The organism is Komagataeibacter sp. FNDCR2 (assembly GCF_021295395.1).
In the GTDB taxonomy this organism is placed as follows: domain Bacteria; phylum Pseudomonadota; class Alphaproteobacteria; order Acetobacterales; family Acetobacteraceae; genus Komagataeibacter.
In genome coordinates, this window is sequence record NZ_JAIWOU010000001.1 from 2,953,768 (window position 1) to 2,975,604 (window position 21,837).

15 protein-coding genes are annotated in these 21,837 nt (G+C 61.6%); 14 read left to right on the forward strand and 1 reads right to left on the reverse strand.

Annotated features, from left to right (window positions below; translation table 11 throughout):
• Positions 1-40 precede the first annotated feature (40 nt).
• The 14 genes from LDL28_RS13950 (at position 41) to LDL28_RS14015 (ending at position 20,839) form a co-directional block, all read left to right on the forward strand.
• Entirely contained in the window at positions 41-1,171 is a 1,131-nt protein-coding gene (locus tag LDL28_RS13950) for a major royal jelly family protein (RefSeq protein WP_233059099.1), read from the forward strand.
• 32 nt (positions 1,172-1,203) lie between these two features.
• Positions 1,204-2,571, forward strand: coding sequence for a sugar porter family MFS transporter (locus tag LDL28_RS13955; RefSeq protein ID WP_233059315.1), 1,368 nt, complete (start codon positions 1,204-1,206; stop codon positions 2,569-2,571).
• Positions 2,572-3,156: 585 nt separating this feature from the next.
• A complete protein-coding gene (locus tag LDL28_RS13960) occupies positions 3,157-4,452 on the forward strand; it encodes a LysR family transcriptional regulator (RefSeq protein WP_233059100.1) in 1,296 nt (431 codons plus the stop codon).
• Positions 4,449-5,675, forward strand: coding sequence for an MFS transporter (locus LDL28_RS13965; RefSeq protein ID WP_233059101.1), 1,227 nt, complete (start codon positions 4,449-4,451; stop codon positions 5,673-5,675). Before LDL28_RS13960 ends, LDL28_RS13965 begins: the two co-directional genes overlap by 4 nt.
• A 69-nt stretch (positions 5,676-5,744) precedes the next feature.
• Positions 5,745-8,090, forward strand: a complete 2,346-nt coding sequence (locus LDL28_RS13970) for a TonB-dependent receptor (protein ID WP_233059102.1) — start codon at positions 5,745-5,747, stop codon at positions 8,088-8,090.
• A 74-nt stretch (positions 8,091-8,164) separates the two neighbouring features.
• A complete protein-coding gene (locus LDL28_RS13975; protein WP_233059103.1) occupies positions 8,165-9,445 on the forward strand; it encodes an MFS transporter in 1,281 nt (426 codons plus the stop codon).
• Positions 9,446-9,512: 67 nt separating this feature from the next.
• Entirely contained in the window at positions 9,513-11,063 is a 1,551-nt protein-coding gene (locus LDL28_RS13980) for an aromatic amino acid lyase (RefSeq protein WP_233059104.1), read from the forward strand.
• Positions 11,056-12,414 (forward strand): dihydroorotase family protein, encoded by a 1,359-nt coding sequence (locus tag LDL28_RS13985; RefSeq protein ID WP_233059105.1) that lies wholly within the window; start codon positions 11,056-11,058, stop codon positions 12,412-12,414. Before LDL28_RS13980 ends, LDL28_RS13985 begins: the two co-directional genes overlap by 8 nt.
• Positions 12,411-13,673 carry a Zn-dependent hydrolase gene (locus LDL28_RS13990; protein ID WP_233059106.1) on the forward strand — a complete coding sequence of 421 codons (1,263 nt, stop codon included), beginning with the start codon at positions 12,411-12,413 and terminating at the stop codon, positions 13,671-13,673. Before LDL28_RS13985 ends, LDL28_RS13990 begins: the two co-directional genes overlap by 4 nt.
• Positions 13,674-13,717: 44 nt before the next feature.
• A complete protein-coding gene (locus LDL28_RS13995; protein ID WP_233059107.1) occupies positions 13,718-14,824 on the forward strand; it encodes a DUF917 family protein in 1,107 nt (368 codons plus the stop codon).
• Positions 14,821-16,467 (forward strand): urocanate hydratase, encoded by a 1,647-nt coding sequence (locus LDL28_RS14000; RefSeq protein ID WP_233059108.1) that lies wholly within the window; start codon positions 14,821-14,823, stop codon positions 16,465-16,467. The genes LDL28_RS13995 and LDL28_RS14000 overlap by 4 nt, the downstream gene beginning before the upstream one ends.
• A gap of 49 nt (positions 16,468-16,516) precedes the next feature.
• Entirely contained in the window at positions 16,517-17,566 is a 1,050-nt protein-coding gene (locus LDL28_RS14005) for a site-specific integrase (protein ID WP_233059109.1), read from the forward strand.
• A gap of 733 nt (positions 17,567-18,299) precedes the next feature.
• Entirely contained in the window at positions 18,300-19,841 is a 1,542-nt protein-coding gene (locus tag LDL28_RS14010; RefSeq protein ID WP_233059110.1) for a carbohydrate porin, read from the forward strand.
• 218 nt (positions 19,842-20,059) lie between these two features.
• Entirely contained in the window at positions 20,060-20,839 is a 780-nt protein-coding gene (locus LDL28_RS14015) for an acetoin reductase (RefSeq protein WP_233059111.1), read from the forward strand.
• Between the two features lie 54 nt (positions 20,840-20,893).
• Here the strand turns inward: LDL28_RS14015 and LDL28_RS14020 are convergent, their stop codons facing one another.
• Positions 20,894-21,694, reverse strand: coding sequence for an alpha/beta fold hydrolase (locus tag LDL28_RS14020; RefSeq protein WP_233059112.1), 801 nt, complete (start codon positions 21,692-21,694; stop codon positions 20,894-20,896).
• Positions 21,695-21,837 lie beyond the last annotated feature (143 nt).

The window sequence follows — 21,837 nt, forward strand, 5'->3', positions numbered from 1 at the left end:
GTCACAAATCAGGCAGGAACAGGAAAATGGATGGACAGTTATGAAAAAAGGCTTGTTGCACACGATCTTCCATCACCGCGTCTGGGGCGCCGCCGCACTGGCGGTGCTGGCGTGCGCGAACGCATTCGCGGCGGATAGTGTGGACCACGGGGCCGCGCCGAGCGGCAACATCGCGGTCATGGCCCGCTTTTCGGACATGCAGCCATCGGGTATCGCAGTCCTGCATGACGGGCGGATCATCCTCTCCTTTCCCCGCAGCGCCGCCGACCACAAGGGACCGCGCGTGGCCCTGCTGCATGAGGGCAGGGCCCTGCCTTTTCCCGATGCGGCGACACAGGCGCGGTTCATCTCCCCCCTTGGCATGACAGTGGATGCGACAGGCCGGTTATGGATTATTGATGAAGGAACCGTCGCGGGGCAGAAGGAGCCGCCCACCCCCGCCCTGATCGGGCTGGACGGGCATACCGGCCATATTGTGGCGACCATTCCACTGGGCAGCGGCGCCACGCGCCCGGACAGCCATGTCAATGACGTGCGCGTGGACATGACACATGGCGCGCAGGGTACGGCATATGTGAGCGATACGTCGCTTATGGACCATCCGGCCATTATTGTTGTTGATATTGCAACGGGTTACGCGCGCCGTGTGCTGGAAAACGTCCCCTCGACCCGTGCCGAGCCGGGTTTTGCCATGGAACTTGACGGGCAGATGCTGCGCTATGACATGGCGCACCCGGTCATGGGGCAGGGGGGAATAGATGGCGTGACGCTGAGTACGGATTCGGACAGGCTCTACTGGCAGCCCCTTTCGGGCCGCCGGTTGTACAGCGCGCCAACCGCCATGCTGGCCGATGCGGCCGTGTCCCCCACGCAACTGGAACAGTCCGTGCGTGACGAGGGGGAAGACGCGGTCGTGGACGGCATGGCGACCGGGCCGGACAACACCCTGTACCTGACCGATATTGAACGCCATGCCGTGTTGCGCCGTACGGCGGATGGGCACCTGTCCGTCGTGGCGCATGACCCCCGCCTGATCGCCCCCGACGGCCTTGCCCTGAAAGATGACGCCCTGTGGCTGACCGTGGGGCAGTGGGGGCGTCTGCCCGTGTTCCATAACGGGCGCGACCTGCAGGAACGGCCATGGCTGGTGGTGCGCATCCCCCTGAAATAAGCCAGAGCGGCAAGCTGAAAGAATGCAGAGAAATGGCGCATGACAGGCAGACGGCTTCGGGTTCCGGCATTGTAAACCTGATCGCGGCGGTCGCCGCGACGGGCGGCCTGCTGTTCGGGTATGATACCGGGATCATATCCGCCGCCCTGTTGCAGATCACGCGCGATTTCGCACTGGAGACGCTGGGCCAGCAGATCGTGACATCGGCCATCGTGGCCGGTGCGCTGGGGGGCTGTCTTGTGGCGGCCCCCCTGTCGGACAGGCTGGGGCGGCGGTACATGATCATGTTCGCGGCCCTGGTCTTCATTATCGGCACGCTGGTCGCCTCCCTTTCCCCATCGGTGGAGCTGCTGGTCTTCGCGCGGTTCATCCTTGGGCTGGCTGTGGGGATGTGTTCACAGATCGTGCCTGTCTATATCGCGGAAATCGCCCCGCGTGAGACACGCGGGCAGATGGTCGTGCTGTTCCAGCTTGCGGTGGTGTTTGGCATTCTGGTCTCCTTCATTGCGGGGTACCTGTGCCGCAACCAGACCTGGCGGCTCATGTTCGGCCTGGGGGTGGTGCCGGCGGTCATCCTGTTCGTCGGCATGTCGCTGCTGCCACGCAGCCCGCGCTGGCTGGCCATGAAGGGCAATCTGGAAGGGGCGTTTGAAGTGCTGCGTCGCCTGCGGCGCGACCCGGCGGCGGCGCGCACGGAACTCGACACCATCATCGCCATGCATGATGAGCAGGCCCCATGGTCCGCGCTGTTGCAGCCATGGGTGCGCCCGGCTGTCGTGGCGTCGGTGGGGGTGGCGCTGTTCTGCCAGATTACCGGCATCAACGCCGTACTGTATTATGCGCCAACCATTTTCGCCGGGGTGGGATTTGGCCAGAACTCGGCATTGCTGACATCCATCGCCATTGGTGTGGCGATGGTCCTGTCCACCGCGTTCGGGAGCTGGGCGGTGGATGCATGGGGGCGGCGCAGTCTGCTGCTGCGGCTGATCCCCGGAGCCGTCATCTCGCTTATGGTGCTGGGCCTGATGTTCGCCATCGGCTCGACCAGCGGGCTCGATACATGGATCACGGCGATAGCGGTCGTGTGCTACGCGGTCTTTAACGTGGGGAGCCTGTCGGTGGCGGTCTGGCTGGTGGGGGCCGAGGTTTATCCGCTGTCGTGCCGTAGCAAGGGCATGAGCCTTGTGGCCGCGACGCACTGGTCGGCGGACCTGCTGATTTCACTTACGACCCTGTCTCTGGTGCAGGCGCTGGGGGCGGCGGGAACGTTCTGGATGTACGCCGCCATCAATCTTGTCGCTCTGGTGTTTGTATGGCGATACGTGCCCGAAACGCGCGGTCACTCGCTGGAGAAAATCGAGGCGAGCCTGAAGGCCGGTACATTCTATGAAATGACCTGACCCCGTATGCGGGCATGGCCCTGTTTTTTTATGGTGTAGTGTTCCCGCCCCGATAAGGCTGAAGGACGCGGAGGGGGATGGTGTTCCTCTTCCCCCTATGGCGCGCCCGCATGCGCTGCGCCATCGTGCCCTGTGATGTGGGCGGGTGGATATGTACCCGCCCGGTTCCCTGTATTCATCCCTGCCGACATCCTGAAAAAAACGGGTCCGGTTCCCCTGTCCGGTCGCGGGTGGGGTTGGGGTAAGATGTTACGATTTCAGAACTGTTTTCGCGCCTGATCCCCTGTGATCGTGTGGGGCGTTATACCTTATTCTGCTTTTCATATACCTTTTTGTGCGTATTTGTTGCGGGTTAGCAACTTCCTGCTATATCGTGAAAATGGCTAAAAACTGCTGAACACAAGGGTCATGAAGCCGGGAAACCACACGGGAGAAATTTTACTAAAATTGTTAGTGTTTTCATATAAGTCTCAATATGTGTGATTTATAAGAAAATTACGGAATGATTTGTGTATATTTTTCTTATAACATGCAACCTGCGTTATCGAGCCGCCCGTAATCCACGAGAAGCATGAGGGAGAAGAAATGGAACTGTCCGCGTTAATCTATTTCGTCTCGCTGGTTGACCATAAATCAACCCATGATGCCGCATCCGTCCTGAATGTCAGCCAGTCCACCATCAGCCACGCCGTGTCCGCGCTGGAACACGCCATGGCGGCCCCGCTTATTACGCGCGGCGTGCGCCGCCGGAACCATACCGGCATTACCACCGCCTATGGGCAGAACCTCTATCGGTCTTCCGTCATGCTGCTGCACTGGTGCGCCGATCTGCTTTCAGGCAAAACAGTGCGCACGCCCCGGCTGGCGCTGGATCTTTATTCCGGCCGGCGCGTCACGCTTCCCGGCCTGTCGGATGAGAGCCTGCAACGCATCATGCGCTCCAACCTGAGCCTGCGCATGATCGGTCACTTCCTGACCGTGTGCGACGTGGGCAGCATTGCGGGGGCCGCGCGCAGGTTATTGCTGACCCAGCCCACGGTTACGCGGCAGCTTCATAAACTGGAAAGCATTGTCGGGTCATCCTTGCTGGTCCGCTCCACCTGCGGGGTGCAGCCCACCGCGTCCGCGCGGCTGCTCATTCAGGGGTGCCAGTCCATAGACAGGATGTACCGCCGGATCATGAAGGATGAAAACATCAGCTATTTCCTTCAGACCCGGGCGCTGCACCTGGCGGCGATGATGCCATCGAGCCCGGACAGTTCGCTGACCATCCTTCTGGCCACGCTGGTGCGTTACTGGCGCGAAAAGCGCTTTACGCCCCCCCTGTCCATTTCCACCACCGCGGCCCCCACCATCATCGCCGGTCTGGTCAATGCGGATTATGATGTGGGACTGTGCGACCTGGTTGACCTGCCATCGCATTTCCAGTCCGTCGATGTCGAAACGCAGAACCTGTTTCTCGTGCTGCCCATGAACAGTACGGAATCAGCCGCCATGTCGCTGCCCACCATCATGGGTGGCCATGTCCTCGCCGTGCCGGGGTTCGGCACCGGCCTGCGCCGCCTGACCGATATGTTTCTTGAAAACGAGGGGATCACACCGGCAGGCATCGTTGAAACGCAGTCCCTGTCGCTTCTGCTGCGGCTTGTCATCGATGGTACCTGCTGCGCGCTGCTTCCGGCGGGATCGTTCCATGCGGCCAATGTGCGCGCCATTCCCCTGCCACGGCGCTACCGCATGACAACCCGGCTGGTCTGGAAAGCCAGCCATGCCGATATGGCGAGCATCGACCGGCTCAGGCGCAGCATCATGGAAATACAGTCGCAGCGCCCCCGCGCGGTCACCACCCGGTCGCGCCCGGCGCACGCGAATGCGGCATGAACAGCCTGACCTCCATCTACCGCGTCACCAGTCCGTGGCGGCGTCGCGGGGTTGTGGCGCTGCTGGTCCTGGCGGGCGGCATAAGCTATATCGACCGCTCCGCGCTATCGGTCGGCAACATGGCGATTGTGGCCGACATGCACTTTTCCGATACGCAGATGGGGTGGATGCTTTCGGCGTTCGCATGGTCCTATCTGGTGTTCCAGGTTCCGGCGGGTCTCCTGTCCGACCGCTGGGGCGGGCGCGTCGTGCTGGGGGTCAGCCTGGTCATCTGGTCGCTGGCCCAGATCGCTTTTGGCCTGGTTTCGGGCGTGTGGGCTTTCTTTGCATGCCGCGCGCTGCTGGGCGCGGGGGAAGCGCCGCTTTTCCTTGCCGGGACAGGGGTGATCACGCGCTGGTTCCGGCCGGAGGAACGCGGCGGCCCCATCGGGCTGTTCAATGCGTCCTCCACCCTGGGGCCTGCCATTGCCCCGCCGCTGCTGCTGGCCATCATGAGTGTGTGGGGCTGGCGGGACATGTTCATCACCGTGGGCTGCGCCAGCCTGCTGCTGGCATTCGTCTGGCTGGCGGTGTATCGCGATCCGGAGCAGGTGGTGGTGCGCGCCACGCGGCGGCCCCCTACGCGCACCCATCTGGCCTACCTGCTGAAACAGCGTTCGACATGGGTGCTGGCCACGGGTTTCGTCGGGGTCATCTATATTACCTGGCTATATGGCGCGTGGCTGCCGGCATACCTGCAGAAGGTCCATCATCTGACGTTGCGGCAGGCGGCGCTGTTATCCGCGTTGCCGCAACTGTTCGGTTTCCTTGGCAGCGTGCTGGGTGGTTTCCTGACCGACTGGCTGGGCCGCCGGGGTGCATCACCCGTCATCGCCTGCCGCACGCCCCTTGTCTGGGGGCTGGTCTGCGCTTCCGTCGCGACCGTAATGGCCGCGGTCATCCCATCCCTGGGCCTGTCCGTCGCCCTGATCTGCGTAGCGCTGTTTTCCGGCGGGATCGCCATGACCAGCGGCTGGGCGCTCGGGGCGGTCATCGTGACTGAAGACCGCGTGGCGACCATGGAATCAATTCAGAATACAGGGGGCTCCCTTGGGGGCGCGCTTGCGCCCGCCCTGACCGGGATGATCGCCGATCACTTCGGCTCGTTTGTCCCGTCCCTTCTTGTTGCTGGCGCCATCGGCTTTCTGTGCGCCGGAATTTATCGGTACGGCCTGAACGAATAGTTCAGGCGCCCTTCGGAACATTCACGCCCATATCCACTCGGTCCGGGTGCAGGAAAAGGATATAAACCTATGGACTTCCGGAAAAATCTGGCACGTTCGACACTTATGGCCACCGTAGCAGCATTCGCACCCTATCACGCATGGGCGGCCGATGCATCGCCACCAGAACATGCCACCCATTCCCCTGACACAACAAAGACGCATGCCACCCGGGCGCAGCGTGTTCTCAGGCATCAGGCAAGCGAGACCATTTCGGTTTTCGGCCATGGGTCAACCCGGCAGATGACAAGCGTGACCCGGACCATGATGGAACAGAGCGTGCCCGGCACCTCCCCCATGAAGGTGCTGAACCAGTTGCCGGGCATTGTGTACCAGTCGGCCGACCCGTTCGGGGCGTATGAGTATTCAAGCTCGCTGTACATGCGTGGCTTTTCACAGAACCAGATCGGTTTCACGCTCGATGATATTCCGTTGGGCGACCAGCAGTTCAACAACTATAACGGCCTGAGCATCACGCGCGCGATTACGACCGACAACGTGGGGGGCGCCGATGTGTCGCAGGGCGCGGGCGCGGTGGATGTGGCGTCCAACAGTAATCTTGGCGGCGCCATCCAGTTCCATTCCCTCGATCCCTCCCATACCCGTGGCGGCACGGTGGAGCAGACATTCGGCAGCAACCAGACATTCCGCACCTTCGCCCGTATCAACAGCGGCGATCTGAACAGCAGCGGCACGCGCTTTTACGCATCCTATGCCCGCACGGACATGAACCTGTGGAAGGGTGGGGGCTATGACTATTCCGATCAGGTCAATGCCAAGATTGTGCAGCCGCTGGCCAATGACTCATCCATCAAGGCGTTTTTTGACTGGAGTTCGACCCAGCAGTTCGATTACCAGGACATGACCCAGAACTACCTGAGCACGATCGGCCCCAAGCTCGCCAACTATTACCCGAACTATACCGCGGCCTATCAGGCGGCGCAGGGGATCTATCCCGCGCAGTACCAGAAATCCAACGACCCGTATGACGCCGCCTATTACGCAGGCACCGCCAACCGCGTGGATTACTTTGGCGGTATCACGCTTGATGAAAACCTGTCATCGCACCTGAACTGGAAAACGACGGTTTATGGCCATGGGGACAGTGGCTACAGCACATGGACCACGCCCTATATGCCTTCGCCCAACGGCGCGCCCCTGTCGCAGCGCGTGCAGGATCCGGGCATCCAGCGTGGTGGTTTCCTTTCCGCCGTGACCTATGGCATCGCCCGGCACAAGATCAATGCCGGCGTCTGGTATGAATATGGCCGGTTTACCGAGGGGCGCTCCTTTGCCGAAGCGCCGCTTCTGGGGCAGGGAACGCTGGGCAACCCGACGGATGGGTACCCCTCCAACGTATTCGCCACGCCATGGCAGGAAATCTTCCATAGCAATACCTTTACATTCCACCTGCAGGACACGTTTCAGGTCATGAAAAACCTGAAGATCAACGCGGGTTTCAAATCCATGATCGTCTCGGCGGGCAATACCGTGCCGACCCAGAATGTCGCGGCGAACGGGGGGCTGATCGCGCAGGGCAACCTGACGGCGGCGGACGCCTTCCTGCCGCAGGTCTCCGCCGCATGGCGCTTCCTGCCGCATCATGAACTGTTCTTCGATGTGTCGAAGAACATGCGCACCTACCCCGAAGATGGCTTCACCACCAACGTCTCCGCCACCCCATGGACGGAAACCCAGAGCGCGTTCCAGTCCACCAAGAACCAGCTACGCCCGGAAAAGGACTGGGTTTACGAACTGGGTTACCGCTACACCACACCCATGCTCAGCGGGCTGGTCTCGCTCTATCGCGTCAACTTCTCCAACCGCCTGCAGCTCATCACCTCCAATCACGGGATCAACCCGCAGACCGCGATCAGCAATGTCGGCGGTGTGACCACCAATGGCGCGGAAGCCAGCTTTACCGTGCGCCCGACAGATGGCCTGTCGATCTATAACTCCTTTTCCTACGCCCATTCCACCTATGACCAGAATGTCGTGACCACGAATGGTATCGAGCCCACACGCGGCAAGCTCATACCGAACTATCCCACGTTCATGTACAAGGGCAGCATTTCCTATTCCTGGCATCACTTCAAGGCGAACCTGGATGGTAACTACATATCCAGCCGCCAGTTGACCTATACGAACGATGCCCATGTGCCTGGCTACTTCCTGGCCAATTTCGGCATGCATTACAACTTCGGGGACTACAAGTTCCTCAAGGGCATCAACGCCAGCTTCAATGTCTATAACCTGTTCAACAAGACATATGTCGCAACGACCAATGAACTGGGGAATACATTCACGGCGGGCTACAATTACTTCCTGATGGGCGCGCCACGGCAGTTCTTTGGTACGATCAGCACCAATTTCTGATCCATCCGGCCGCCTGCCTGCCCCGTGGCGCGACCGGGGCGGGTGGAAATACCATGTGATGAAGGACAAGCGCCGTGCAGACGCCCCCCATGCGACATCGTAACCTGATTATGGCGGCCTCCATCGGCAACCTTCTGGAATGGTACGATTTTACGGTTTACGCCCTGTTCGCCCGCTATATCGGGGAAGCGGTTTTCCGCTCCGCCGATGGTTTTTCCCAACTGGCGCAAAGCCTGCTGGTTTTTGGCCTGGGCACGGTGGCCCGCCCCATGGGCGCATTCATGCTGGGGCTGTATGCGGACCGGCACGGACGCAGGAAGGCCCTGTCGCTTACATGCGTTCTCATGGGGGTGGGGGCTGCCCTGATCCTTCTCGACCCGCCCTATGCCCGCATCGGTCGGCTGTCCATCGTGGTGCTGTGCTGCGCGCGGCTGTTGCAGGGGATCTGCGCGGGGGGCGAAATCGGCAGCGCCACGGCCTTTCTCAATGAACAGGCGCCGCGTCACCGGCGCGGGCTGGCGGGGTCGTTCCTGCAGGCCACGATGGGGCTTTCCAATATCCTTGGCGCGGGGGTCGCGGCCGTGCTGACCGCCGTGCTGACACAGGCGCAACTGGGGGCGTGGGGCTGGCGCGTGCCGTTCGCGATCGGGCTGGCCATCATCCCCGTCGGGCTCTATTTGCGCGGGGCGATGCCCGCCGATATGCCAGCGGCCCGCAACACGCCCGATACCGCCATTTTGCGCGAACTGTTCACCACGTACCGGAAAAACGTTTTCCTCGCCTTGTGCATGTCCATCCTGTGGGCGACGGCGCCGTACAGCCTGATCATCTATTTCCCGCTTTACATGCAGGGTTCTTTCGGTGTTTCGGCCCATGCCAGTTACGTCGCCTTCATGACCGGGAACGTCGCCCTTGTCGGTGGGTCGCTGCTGGCAGGCCTGCTGGCGGACCGGGTCGGGGCATGGCGCATGCTGTCCGGTAGCGCGCTGGCGCTGGCGGTCGTGCCCGTGCTGCTGACCTCCGCGCTGCCCGCCCATCCGGGCCTGCTGGCGATGGTGGGGGTCGAGACCGGGTTATGCGCGCTGGTCGCCCTTTATGTAGGTGTGGCGCCGCTGGGTATCGCAAGCCTTTTTCCGCGCCCTGTCCGCGCCAGTGGCATCGCGATCGGGTACAACGCCGCGATGGTGGTTTTTGGCGGTTTTGCCCCTGCATTCCTGAGCATGCTCGGGGCGCGGCAGCACATGCTTCTGGCCCCTGCTTTCTATGTCACGTTCACGGCGCTCCCGGCACTGGCGGCGCTTGCCGTAAGTGCAGGATATTTTGGCCCGGCGCGTACAGTGCAGCCGAAGGCATAGCTTGCGCAGGGATAAGCATATGACCGGCGACACTATAAATGCGACACTATCCGCACGGGGAGACGGCATGATGAAGCACACCACGGATGTTGTTCTGACGGGACATGACCTGTGCCTGACACAGATCGCCAGAATAGCCGATGGTGCCTGTGTAACCCTTTCGGCCGAAGGGATGAAGCGCATGGCGGCCAGCCATGCCACCCTGCTGTCGCTGCTGGCGGAAGGAAGCGAGGTCTATGGCACCACCAGCATGGTCGGGGCCTTTAAGGACTGCGACATCCCTACGGACGACCCGACGGCCTATGCCCGGCGGCTGCTGCGTTCGCATGCGCTGGGGTCCGGTCCGGCATTTGACGTGCGTGAGGTCAGGGCGGCCATGGCCATCCGGCTCAATGGGCTGTTAAGCGGCCAGACGGGCGCGTCCCCCGCGCTGGCGCGTGCCCTGCGGGATCTGCTCAATGCCCGGATTACGCCGGTCGTGCGCATTTATGGTTCGATCGGGTGCGCCGATGTCGGGCTGATGTCGCATATAGGCAAGGCCCTGCTGGGTGATGGGGATGTCATGGTACCGGGGCATGATGCGCCGCAGCCCGCCATGGCCATGCTGCGTCGCCACGGGCTGTCCCCGCTTGTTCCGGGGCCGAAGGACATCATGACCGTCCTGTCCAGCAATGCGCTGTCGGTCGCCACGGTCGCCCTTTCGGTGACTGAACTGCGGCGTACATTGCCGGTCAGCCTGGGGGTGTATGGTCTGTCCTGCGCGGGATTTGGCGCGTTCCGCGCGCCCTGGCAGGCAGCACTTGGCAACGGCACGATGGCTGAAAGGCGCGTGGCCGCGTTCGTTGCGCAGGCGATGCGGGGTGATGCCTGGGTTTCGCGTGGGCATATCCACGACCCGTTATGCTTCCGTTGCCTGCCACAGACCGGGGGGGCGCTTCTCGCAGCCCTGCTGCGGGTGGAGACGGCGTTGCACCATGCCTTCAACCACTGTGATGACAATCCGCTTCTGGTCGGGGGCGAGATCCTGACATCCGGTGGGTCGCTGCTGCTGGAACTGACGCTGGATGTGCAGATGCTGCTGCAGGCGGTCGCGCATTACGCGCGCGGTTCCATGGGGCGCATCCTGACCCTGTGCCGCGACGACCTGTCCGGCCTGCCGCGCAACCTTACCCTGCATGTGGGATATGACATCGCATTCGGCGCGGCGACGAAGCTGGCGGTTGATCTGGGCACCCGCATCCTGCGGGAAGCCGCACCGGCTTCACTGTACCAGGTGCCCGTCGCCAACGGGGTGGAGGATGAAGCCTCCTACCTTCCCATGGCGGGGCGCGCGCTTGAGCTGCAGGTCAACCTGCTGCACCGGCTGGTTGCGCAGGAAGCCGTCACCGCCTTTCAGGCGGTGCACCTGTCGGGCAATGAAAGCGTGCTGCACGGTATGGCGGGGCATCTGTACGCCCGGCTGGCCACGTGCATCGAACCGGTCAACGATCACATCCCGCTCTGCACTGTTTTTGACGCCGCGCGTGATGTCCTGTTCACCGGCGAAACCGCAATATCCGGCCCGTCCAGCCTCCTGTTCGGGTCTGACAGCATCTTACGGGAGCATGAAAATGCATGAACTTGTCCTGACCGGGGCGGTCGTGACCTGCGCGGGAATACTGCGCGATGGCTGGATCGCGGTCGATCACGGGCGCATTTCCCGCTTTGGGCAGGGGACGCCCCCACAGGCCACGAAAACGGAAAACCATGGCGAGGCCCTGCTTCTTCCCGGCGGGATTGACGCGCAGGTCCATTCCCGCTCCCAGAAGGGGCAGGAAGATTTCATCTGGACCACCCGATCCGCCGCGGCGGGGGGCGTCACCACCATTGCCGACATGCCTTATGACGATGGCTTTCTGGTCTGTACCGCCGAGCGCCTGCGGCTGAAGGCGCGGGAGGCCGCCGAGCAGGCGCGCGTGGATTTTGCCCTGTGGGGCACCATCGCGCCCGCCGATGGGCCGGTCCATATTGCCGATATGGCGGCGGCGGGGGCATGCGCCTTCAAATTTTCCACTTTCGGCACCGATCCCGAGCGTTTCCCACGCATTCCGGCCGATCTTCTGGCCGAATGTTTCAGCGCCGTCGCCCGCTGCGGCCTGGTCGCGGGCGTGCATAACGAACATGACGCGATGGTGCGCGCCCATATCCGCCGCGTGGCGGAATCCGGCGTGACCGACTGGCGCGCCCATGGCCTGTCCCGTCCCCCGTTGTCCGAGGCGCTGGCCACGGCTGAAATTTACGAAATCGCGGCGGCGACCGGCTGCTCGGCCCATGTGGTGCATGCGTCCATCATTCGGGGCTACGAACTCTGTGCCGCATACCGCCGCCAGGGCTTCGACACCACCATCGAGGCCTGCATCCACTACCTGACGCTGGATGAGGAACACGACGTCGCGCGCCTGGGTGGCAAGGCCAAGATCAACCCGCCCATCCGCCCCCGGCGGGAGGTCGAGGGCATATGGGCGCATCTGGTGGCCGGGAACGTGAGCGTGGTTTCAACGGACCATGTCTCTTGGAGCGAGGGACGCAAGACCAGCCCGAACATGCTGGAAAATGCATCCGGCGCGCCGTCGCTTGAAATCCTTTACCCGCTTTTCCTGACCGAACTGTCACGCCGGGGGCTTTCGGCCAGCCTCGCGGCACGGCTGCTGGCGGAAAACCCGGCGCGCCTGTTCCGCCTGTCCTGCCGCAAGGGGGGCATCGCCATCGGGCGTGATGCGGACATCACGGTCGCCCGGGCGGAAAGCTGGACCTACGACCCACGGGCCAGCGGCAACGCCTTCGCCACCTGGAGCCCCTATGAGGGCCGGACGCTGGACTGGCGCATCGCGGCCACCTACCTGCGTGGCCAGCGCATATTCGATGGCGCGCAGGTTCTGGCCCCGCCGGGCACGGGGCGGTTCGTAACCCCCGAAGGGTGCGGCGCATGAACATGTCCACCCTTTCATCGCATATCCAGCCCGAGCGGCTATGGGCCGATCTCATGGAACTTGGGACGATGACCGATCCCGACCAGCCTTATACCCGCCGCTCCTTTTCCGCGCGTTTTCTGGATGGGCGCGGCTGGTTGCGGCACCGTTTCCAGCAGGCGGGCCTGTCATGCCGGATCGATGCGGCGGGCAACCTGATCGGACGCCGCAGCGCCGTATCGCCCGACGCACGTACGATCATGACCGGCTCGCATTCCGATACCGTGCCCGGCGGCGGCAGGTTCGATGGCATACTGGGCGTGCTGGCAGGGCTGGAAATCGCGCGCGCGATGCGTGATGGCGGCGTCACGCTGGCGCATCATTTCGAAGTAACCGATTTCCTGGCCGAAGAGCCGAGCGATTTCGGCCTGTCGTGCATTGGCAGTCGCGGCATGACGGACAGCCTGACACCCCGGCATCTCGCCCTGCGCGCGCCATGGGGCGAAACCCTGGCCGATGCCATAAACCGCATGGGCGGCGATGCGTCCCGCCTGTCCCATGCGCAACGCCATGACATCGCGGCCTTCATGGAACTGCATATCGAGCAGGGCATCGTGCTGGAGCGTGAGGGCACGGAGGTCGGCATTGTCGAGGCCATTGTGGGCGTCACCCGCATCGAGGTCATTTTTTCGGGGCGCGCGGATCATGCCGGCACGACCCCCATGGACTGCCGACGTGACGCCATGGTTGCGGCGGCGGGGCTGATTACCGCCGTCTCGCATCTGGGGCGTGATGCGGCGCGGGCGGGCAGGGGGCATGTCACGGCGACATGCGGCATTGTGGAGGTGCTGCCCAATGCGTCCAATGTCATCCCGCGTCAGGCCCGGCTGGTGATCGACATCCGCGTGAGTGAACGCGATGCCTGTGAACGCCTGCTGGCCCAGCTTCGCGCCGTCGCCGCCGCGCAGGCCGCGGCCTGTGACGTGACACTGGCGCGCTTTGAAATCCAGTCCGACTCCCCCCCCGTTGCCTGTAGCCCGCTCCTTGCCGACTTTCTGGAAACGGCGGCGGGCGCGCTGGGCCTGTCATCGCGCCGCATGGTTTCGGGGGCGGGGCATGATGCGGCGTTCCTTGCGCGCGTGGCGCCCAGCGCCATGGTTTTCATTCCCTGCCGCGATGGCCGCAGCCATGACCCGGATGAATGGATCACGGCGCACGACGCCGCCAACGGCACGCGCGTGCTGGCCGACGCGATCATGGCGGCGGACGCCGCGACCTGAATGCATACGAAAACAACCCGTCCTTTACTTCATGAGGTCCGACTGTGGGTAGAATACTTGTAGCCAGAGATGTCGAAGCCGCCATTCGCGGCGGTTCGATTTTTGCCTGTGGCGGGGGCGGATGGGTCGAACATGGCCGCATGCTGGGAACCGCCGCCGTCAATGCCGGCCAGCCCGAACTGGTCGGCATGGATGAAATCGCGGATGACGCCATCATCGCCACGGCGGCCGCCATCGGCGCGCCCGCCAGCACCACGCAGTGGGAAATGCTGGGCGTCGATTACGTCAATGCCGTGCGGCTGGTGCAAAAGGAACTGGGGGCGCCGATCTATGGTCTCATGATCGGGCAGAACGGCAAGTCCAGCACCCTCAACGCCTGGCTGCCGGGCGCCATTCTGGGCACCAAGGTAGTTGACGCCGTGGGCGACATGCGCGCCCACCCCACGGGCGACATGGGCTCGATCGGCATGGCCAATTCCCCCCTGCCCATGATCCAGGCGGTGGTGGGCGGCAACCGGGCGAACCACGCCTATATCGAGATGGTGGCGAAAGGGGCCACGGCCCGTATCTCGCCCATCTTGCGTACGGCGTCCGATATGTCGGGTGGTTTTATCGCCTCCTGCCGTAACCCCTTGCCAGCGTCCTATGTCCGCGCCCATGCCGCCGCCGGTGGCATTTCACGGGCACTGAAGCTGGGGGAAGTCGTGCTGGAGGCGGAAAGGAAAAACGGGCACGCCGTGATTGACGCCATCGTGCGCGAACTCGACGGCTGTATCATGGCGCAGGGGCGTGTCAGCGCGAAGAATGTGCGTTATACCGATGAAGCCTTTGATATCGGGACCATAACGGTCGGGTCCGGTTCGTCCGCCGTGGTGCTGCATGTCATGAACGAATACATGGCCGTGGAGACACCGGACGGGCAGCGCCTTGCATCCTTTCCCGATGTCATCACCACCCTTGCCCCCAGCGGCTACCCGCTGAGTGTGGGTGAAGTGGAAGAGGGCATGGACATTCTTGTGCTCCATGTCGAGAAAACGAAGTTTCCCCTTTCTTCCAGTGTCGTTGACCCGGCGGTCTATCCGCCGGTTGAACGCGCGCTGGGTATCGAACTTGCATCCTACGCCATAGCCGGAAGGAAACAGGACTCATGATGCCGCGACGTTTTGAAGTCACATCGGGCAACACGCTGCGCTGTCGTGGCTGGCGACAGGAAGGGCTGCTGCGCCTGCTGGAAAACGTGCTGAGCGTGGGCGAGGACCCGGACAATCTGGTCGTTTACGCGGCATTGGGGCGCGCCGCGCGCAACTGGCCCGCGCATGACGCCATCGTCTCGACACTGAAGACCATGGCGGATGATGAAACGCTGATCGTGCAGTCCGGCAAGCCGATCGGGGTGGTCAGGACGCATGCGGGCGCGCCCATCATCATCATGGCGAACTGCAACATGATCGGCCAGTGGGCGAAGGCGGAGGAATTCTACCGGCTGGAAAAGATGGGCCTGATCTGCTGGGGCGGCCTTACGGCGGGGGACTGGCAGTATATCGGCTCACAGGGTGTCATTCAGGGCACCTATGAAATTTTCCGCCGCATTGCCGAACAGCATTTTGACAGCAGCCTTGCCGGCCGCCTGATCCTGACATCGGGGCTGGGGGGCATGGGGGGGGCGCAGCCGCTGGCCGGAAGGCTGGCCGGAGCCGTGATCCTGTGTGTCGAGATCAATCCCGAACGGATCGAAAAACGCATCCAGTCCGGCTATCTCCAGCACCGGGCCGATACGCTGGATGAGGCGCTGGCCATGGTCGGGGCCGCGCAGGCCCGGGGGGAGGCCTGTTCTATCGGGCTTACGGGAAACGCTGCCGAAATCTTCCCCCAAATTCTGGCGCGCGGTATCGCGCCCGACATCGTGACGGACCAGACTTCGGCCCATGACCTGGTGTACGGCTATATTCCCGCCGGGATCAGCCTTGATGAGGTGGAACAGCTTCGCCGTGACGATCCGCAACGCCTGATGGCGCTGTCATCGCAGTCCATTGTCCACCATGTGCGCGCCATGCTGGACTTCCGCAGGAACGGATCGGTCGTTTTCGATAATGGCAATCTCATCCGCACGCAGGCGCATAAAGCCGGGGTCAGCGACGCGTTCGACATTCCCATCTTCACCGAAGCCTATCTGCGCCCGCTTTTTGCCCGCGCCATTGGCCCGTTCCGCTGGATCGCCCTTTCCAACGATCCGGAAGACATCCGCAAGATAGATGATTACCTGCTCGAAACATTCGCGCGGGATGCCTCCGTCGTCAACTGGATCACCCTGGCGCGCCAGTACATTCCCTTTGAAGGACTGCCCGCGCGCATTGCATGGATCGGTCATGAATCCCGCACCATGGTCGGGCTTGCCGTGAACCGGATGGTGCGTGACGGTGTTCTGTCCGGCCCCGTGGCCTTTACGCGCGACCATCTGGATGCTGGCGCCATGGCGCATCCCAATATCATGACCGAGAACATGAAGGATGGCTCGGACGCCATTGCCGACTGGCCTTTGCTCAACGCCATGCTGGCCTGCTCATCGCAGGCCGATCTTGTCGCGATCCATTCCGGCGGCGGTGGATATGCCGGTTATATGACCAGTTCCGGCATAACCGTAATCGCGGATGGTTCGGCGCAGGCGGACGAACGGCTGCAAAAAACCCTGACCAATGATACCAGCCTTGGCGTCATGCGCTATGCCGATGCGGGATATGAGGAAGCGTATGACGAAGCGGACAAGCGCGGTATTCGCTATCTTTCGGTTAAATAGGGTGCGAGTGCTCCCGTAGCTGCCTTACGGGAGGGGCTTGAGTTCCGGCATGCCGCCTGCCATCGTGGTGTCCATGTCTTCCGATCCGCCTCCTCCCTTGCCCCGGCTGACCGGGGGTGCGGGCATTCCGCCTGTGGGGGGAGAAGTGCGCGGGCCGCTAACCCCGGCCGGGGTTGCGGCACTGGAGGCCGCGACCGATTTCGCCCAGCGCGCCACAGCCCCCGCGACCCTGCGCGCCTATCGCGCCGACTGGGCGCATTTCCAGAACTGGTGCGACAGAACCGGGTTCTGCCCCCTGCCGGCGGAACCCCGGGTGGTGGGGGCCTATCTTGCCAGTCTGGCCGAAGATTTCGCGCCTGCCACCATCCGCCGCAGGCTGGCGGCCATAGGCAAGGCCCATCGCTTTGGGGACCTGCCATGGAATCCGGGGCATCGGGATATTCAGGGGCCATTACAGGGCGTATTGCGTACGCAACGCCGTCCGGTCAGCAAGCCGGTGGCGGTGCGCCGGAACCTGCTTGGGCAGTTGCTGGCGACCTGCGACCTGACGCCCCGTGGCCGCCGTGACCGGGCGCTGCTGCTGGTCGGTTTTGCCGCCGCCCTGCGCCGCTCCGAACTGGTGGGCCTGCATGTGGAGGATATTACGCCCACTGAAACGGGCGTAAGGCTGCACATCCGCGCAAGCAAGACCGACCAGACCGGGGAGGGGGCGATGATCGGCCTTGCCCATGGACAGCAGGCGCAGACCTGCCCGGTCCGGGCGCTGGCGGCCTGGCAGGCGGTGGCCCGGCGTGGCGCGGGGCCGCTGTTTCGCAAGGTGGATGCGAATGGCCGGATCCGCGAAAAGGCGCTTCATCCCGATGCCGTGCGCCAGATCCTGCATCGCCGGGGTGTCATGGCCGGCCTGCCTGCCGATGTCCTGACGCGCCTTACCCCGCATGGGCTGCGTTCGGGCTTCATTACCGAAGCGTATCTGGCCGATGTGCGGGAGGAGGAAATCCGCCGCCATGTCCGCCATCGCGACCCGCGCAGTACGCGGGGCTATATCGAACTGCTTGACCTTGTTATCGACACGCCCGCGGGAAAAATCGGCCTGTAAGTGGCGCGATCGCAAGGCCACGCCACAGGAGCAAGCTTGCGCTGGTCCGCATGCGGTGGGGCACCACGTAACGGATGAAGGGTGCGGAGATCACGTATTCGCGTCCATGGATGATGGTAAACCGGATAGAGGCAAGAAAAGCGCCATATTCCTGCTTTTTTCAGGGCCAGCGGGTATTGAAGCCCTATAAATATCCCCAAGGCGTAGAGCAACCTGTGGCAGGGAAAGCCCGTTATTATGGTCACGAATTTTCTTTTCAAATAGAAAGAGGTTCTCTGTGCCGGACTATATGCGGAAAAAAGCCGTTTCCTTTAACGGCTCCCTCGCCCGATCGGGTCATGCGCCAGTCAGGCGTTTCCCTGTCCGGAAGACTTTGTGAAAGTAACAGGCTGTCTTCATTCGTGGTTCAAGAAATAATAAAATAATTCACGATCAAGGCAAAAAAGACCCACAGACATTCCATTAAAAACCGCCACATTCCCGATGTTCCAGCCTTAACCGCCACAGGGGCGGGGCGGGTCGGGCAATGCTGGTGCCGTGTTGTCCATCCGTGCCGGGCGCAATGCGTCCCGTCCCCGAGAACTGGTTCTGCTTTTGGATTCACGATATTCATTTACGTGAGGTTTAGGGCATGCGCGTTCCTCATGAATCGGTAATTCCGTTTTCTGTCTGTCGATACTTTTCCGTAATCATGAATACATGCCGTGTCCGGTCTGTACTGCTGCGATGCTGCATGGCGGGTTTTCTTGGTTTCATGACCCTGTCCGGTGGTCCGGCGCGGGCGGCCAGTAGCGCGGATACGCAGTCACCTCCGGCACAGACATCGCAGGGGCTTCAACTGCCCCAGTGGCTGCGCAACATTCTGGGGGAAAAAAGCCAGCCAAGTGGCCCCCCCCAGGTGTCCAACCCCACCCCGTATGCCGAGACGCAACCCACGACCCCAACTTATGAAGCGATCCCGAGCTTTCTGAACGCACCCTATGGCCCGCCATCATTCGGTCCCCCCTTCGGCACGACCCATATGCTGGGAGACTGGGGGGGGATCCAGCCATGGCTCCAGAAGCGCGGACTGTATTTTGCCTTTGACGTGTATGAAGATATCGCGGGCAATGTGGCGGGCGGCAGGAAACAGGATTACACGGCCACCGGTCAGGTCGGTTCCACGCTTGATGTCGATTGGGACAAACTCCTGCACCCCGCCGGCGCATGGGCCCGGGACTTATGGCTCCATATGCTGGTGGTCAACGGGAATGGCCGTAACCTGAGCCGGATTTACGGCGATAACGATAATCAGGTCCAGCAGATTTACGGTAGTCGTGGCAATGTTGTCGCGCATCTTGTCTGGGCCTATTTCGAGAAGGCGTGGCTTGACCACAAGGTTGACCTGTCGGTTGGCTGGATTCCGACCGGCGTGTTTTTCCAGAACTCTCCATGGGTCTGCAATTACATGAACGTGTGGCTATGCGGCGGGGAGGCGCCGACCAAGTACCTTACCGGCGCGCGCGGATGGCCTTCGGGTAATATCGGCACTGTCCTGCGTCTCATGCCGGTGAAGGAGGTGTATGTCATGGGCGGTCTGTTCGCCGTTTCACCGCATCCCTATAACGGCGGCATTTCCGGCTGGTCATGGGGGCAGGACGGGCTGGGCAAATTATCCACCCAGGTTGAAATCGGCTGGTTGCCCGCATTCGGCCGTAACCACCTTGTCGGTCATTACAAACTTGGGGGGATGTATGACAATTCGCGCTATAATGATCTTTATGAGGACATAAATGGAAATCCATGGGTCATAAGCGGGTTGAGCCCGCGTAAGCAGAGCGGCCAGACCTCGGTATGGGTCATAGCTGACCAGATGCTGGTCCGCCGGGGCTCAGGTGAGCTCAACGGTCTTGTTCTTGGTGGATATTACGCTTATGCTTCCGGCCAGACATCACAGATCAATCATACACTTGTTGCCGTCCTGATGGATACCGGGGCGCTGTGGCATCGCCCGCTTGATAGTGTGGGCATAGCTTTTCTATGGTCGCGTTTCAGCCACTCCGCCATCCTGTCACAGGAACTTGCGGCCAGCCACGGCCTTCCCCTGCCCGGCGCCAATTTTGGCGTGCCGTATGGTATTCAGGGGCACGAGGCGATTTACGAGGCCTATTACGGCGTTCACATTCTCGATGGGCTGTCGATCAAGCCGGATTTCCAGTATGTCAATCATGTAGGTGGAACAACGGTTTTCAAGGATGCGGTGGTGCTCAGCACGGCTGTCAACATTGCTTTTTGAGATGTTATTTGAAAAATGAGTGCCGCAGTCGTCCGGGCATCTCTTCCGGATTGGAAATGTTTAGTCACTACTTGTGAGTATGCAAAGTAATGATAATTATAAAAGTAAATATACAACTATAAATAATGCAGTTCCCCGAACTTTCCCCATATGCAGAACGTTTTTCAGGCATCCCGCCGCATCATGTGGCATGGGTTTGAAAAGAAAGATGATCATTCATGTCTCTCGTTGGGAAAGTCGCCGTCGTTACGGGTGCCGCACAGGGGATCGGGCGCGGTATCGCGCTGCGCCTGGCGCGGGAGGGGGCGGATCTGGCTCTGGTGGACCTCAACCCGGAGCGTCTGGCCGGGGTGCGCGCGGAAGTGGAAGCGCTTGGTCGCAAGGCAATTACGCTGAATGCCGATATCAGCGTGCGCGAACAGGTTTTTTCGGTTGTCGATCAGGCTCTGGACCAGTTGGGCGGCGTTGACATCATGGTCAATAATGCCGGAGTGGCGCAGGTCAAGGCCCTGCTGGATGTAACTCCCGAAGACATGGACCGTATTTTCCAGATCAATGTGGCCGGAACGTTATGGGGCATTCAGGCGGCGGCACAGGCGTTCAGGAAACAGTCCCGCACGGGCAAGATAATCAATGCCTGTTCAATAGCCGGGCATGAGGGGTATGCGTTTCTCGGTGTCTATTGTGCAACCAAGTTCGCTGTCAGGGGACTGACGCAGGCTGCGGCAAAGGAACTTGCCAGCTTTGGTATTACCGTAAACGCCTATTGCCCCGGTGTGGTCGGGACGGATATGTGGGTGGATATAGACAGGCGCATGGCCGAAGCAACCGGCGCGGAAGTGGGCGAGACCTATCGCAAATATGTCAGTGGCATCACGCTCGGCCGGGCAGAGACGCCGGATGACGTCGCCAGTTTTGTCGCGTGGCTTGCCGGGCCGGATTCAGATTACATGACAGGACAGTCCGTGTTGATTGATGGGGGAATAGTCTTCCGCTAATTCCCCATCATATTGGACTGTTCACGATCAGACTATTTTGCAGTCATGAGGTTACTATGGATGAAGGGGTTGGCTGGTGGTCAGGAATGTTTCCACAAGCGCCAGAAAAGCCGCGGGCGCCTGCGCATGCACCCAATGACCGGCATCCTTGATGACATCCAGCCGGTAATGGGGAAAAAGCTGTCGCATGACGGGATAGTTATCCGGCTGGATATAGTGTGAACGTCCCCCGGCAATGAATAGCGTGGGACCATCATAATGCGTTCCCGGTGCCATGGTGGGCCATCCGACGATCGCGGGCATGGAAGCGGCGATTTCGTGTATTCCAATGTTCCAGCGCGGCTTTTCACCCAGATCAAGGTTCATGAGCATAAGGTCACGAACAGGTTTGTCGGAAATGACCTGCGCCAGCCAGGCTTCGGCACCGGCACGGTCAAGGAAGTCGGGCAAGGGCAGTGCAGCCAGTTTCCGGGCAAGCTGGTCGGACTGGGCAAACCCGCCCTGACCGGGCGCGATATCGGCAACCAGCAGGGCATGGACCGCAGCCGGGTGCCGCAGGGCAAGCATCATGGCCGTCTTGCCGCCCATTGAATGCCCGATTACCGTTGCGGGCAGGGCGTTATGCGCCGCAAGTGTTTCATGCACATCCGCGGCGAGGGTGGGATAATCCATTGGCCCATGCGGGCTTTTTCCATGGTTGCGCAGATCCAGCGCCAGCGTGCGGTGGGTCGCGGCAATGCGCCGTTGGAAAAAGCCAAAATTGCGTGCGCGCCCAAACAGCCCATGAAGGAATACGACGGGCGGACGGGACAGGTCACCATTTTCCGGTCCGAGTTCGATGACATTGAGAAGCATGGGTACGCAGGTTCCTGTTTTTGGGTCAGCTATAGGGAACCATCATACCCCAGGTTACGGAAATTGCTGAAACAGGCTTCAAACTCTGGATATAAATGTTGGAGCGGAAGGTAGAATGGCTCCAGATCAGGATTGCGCAAAGG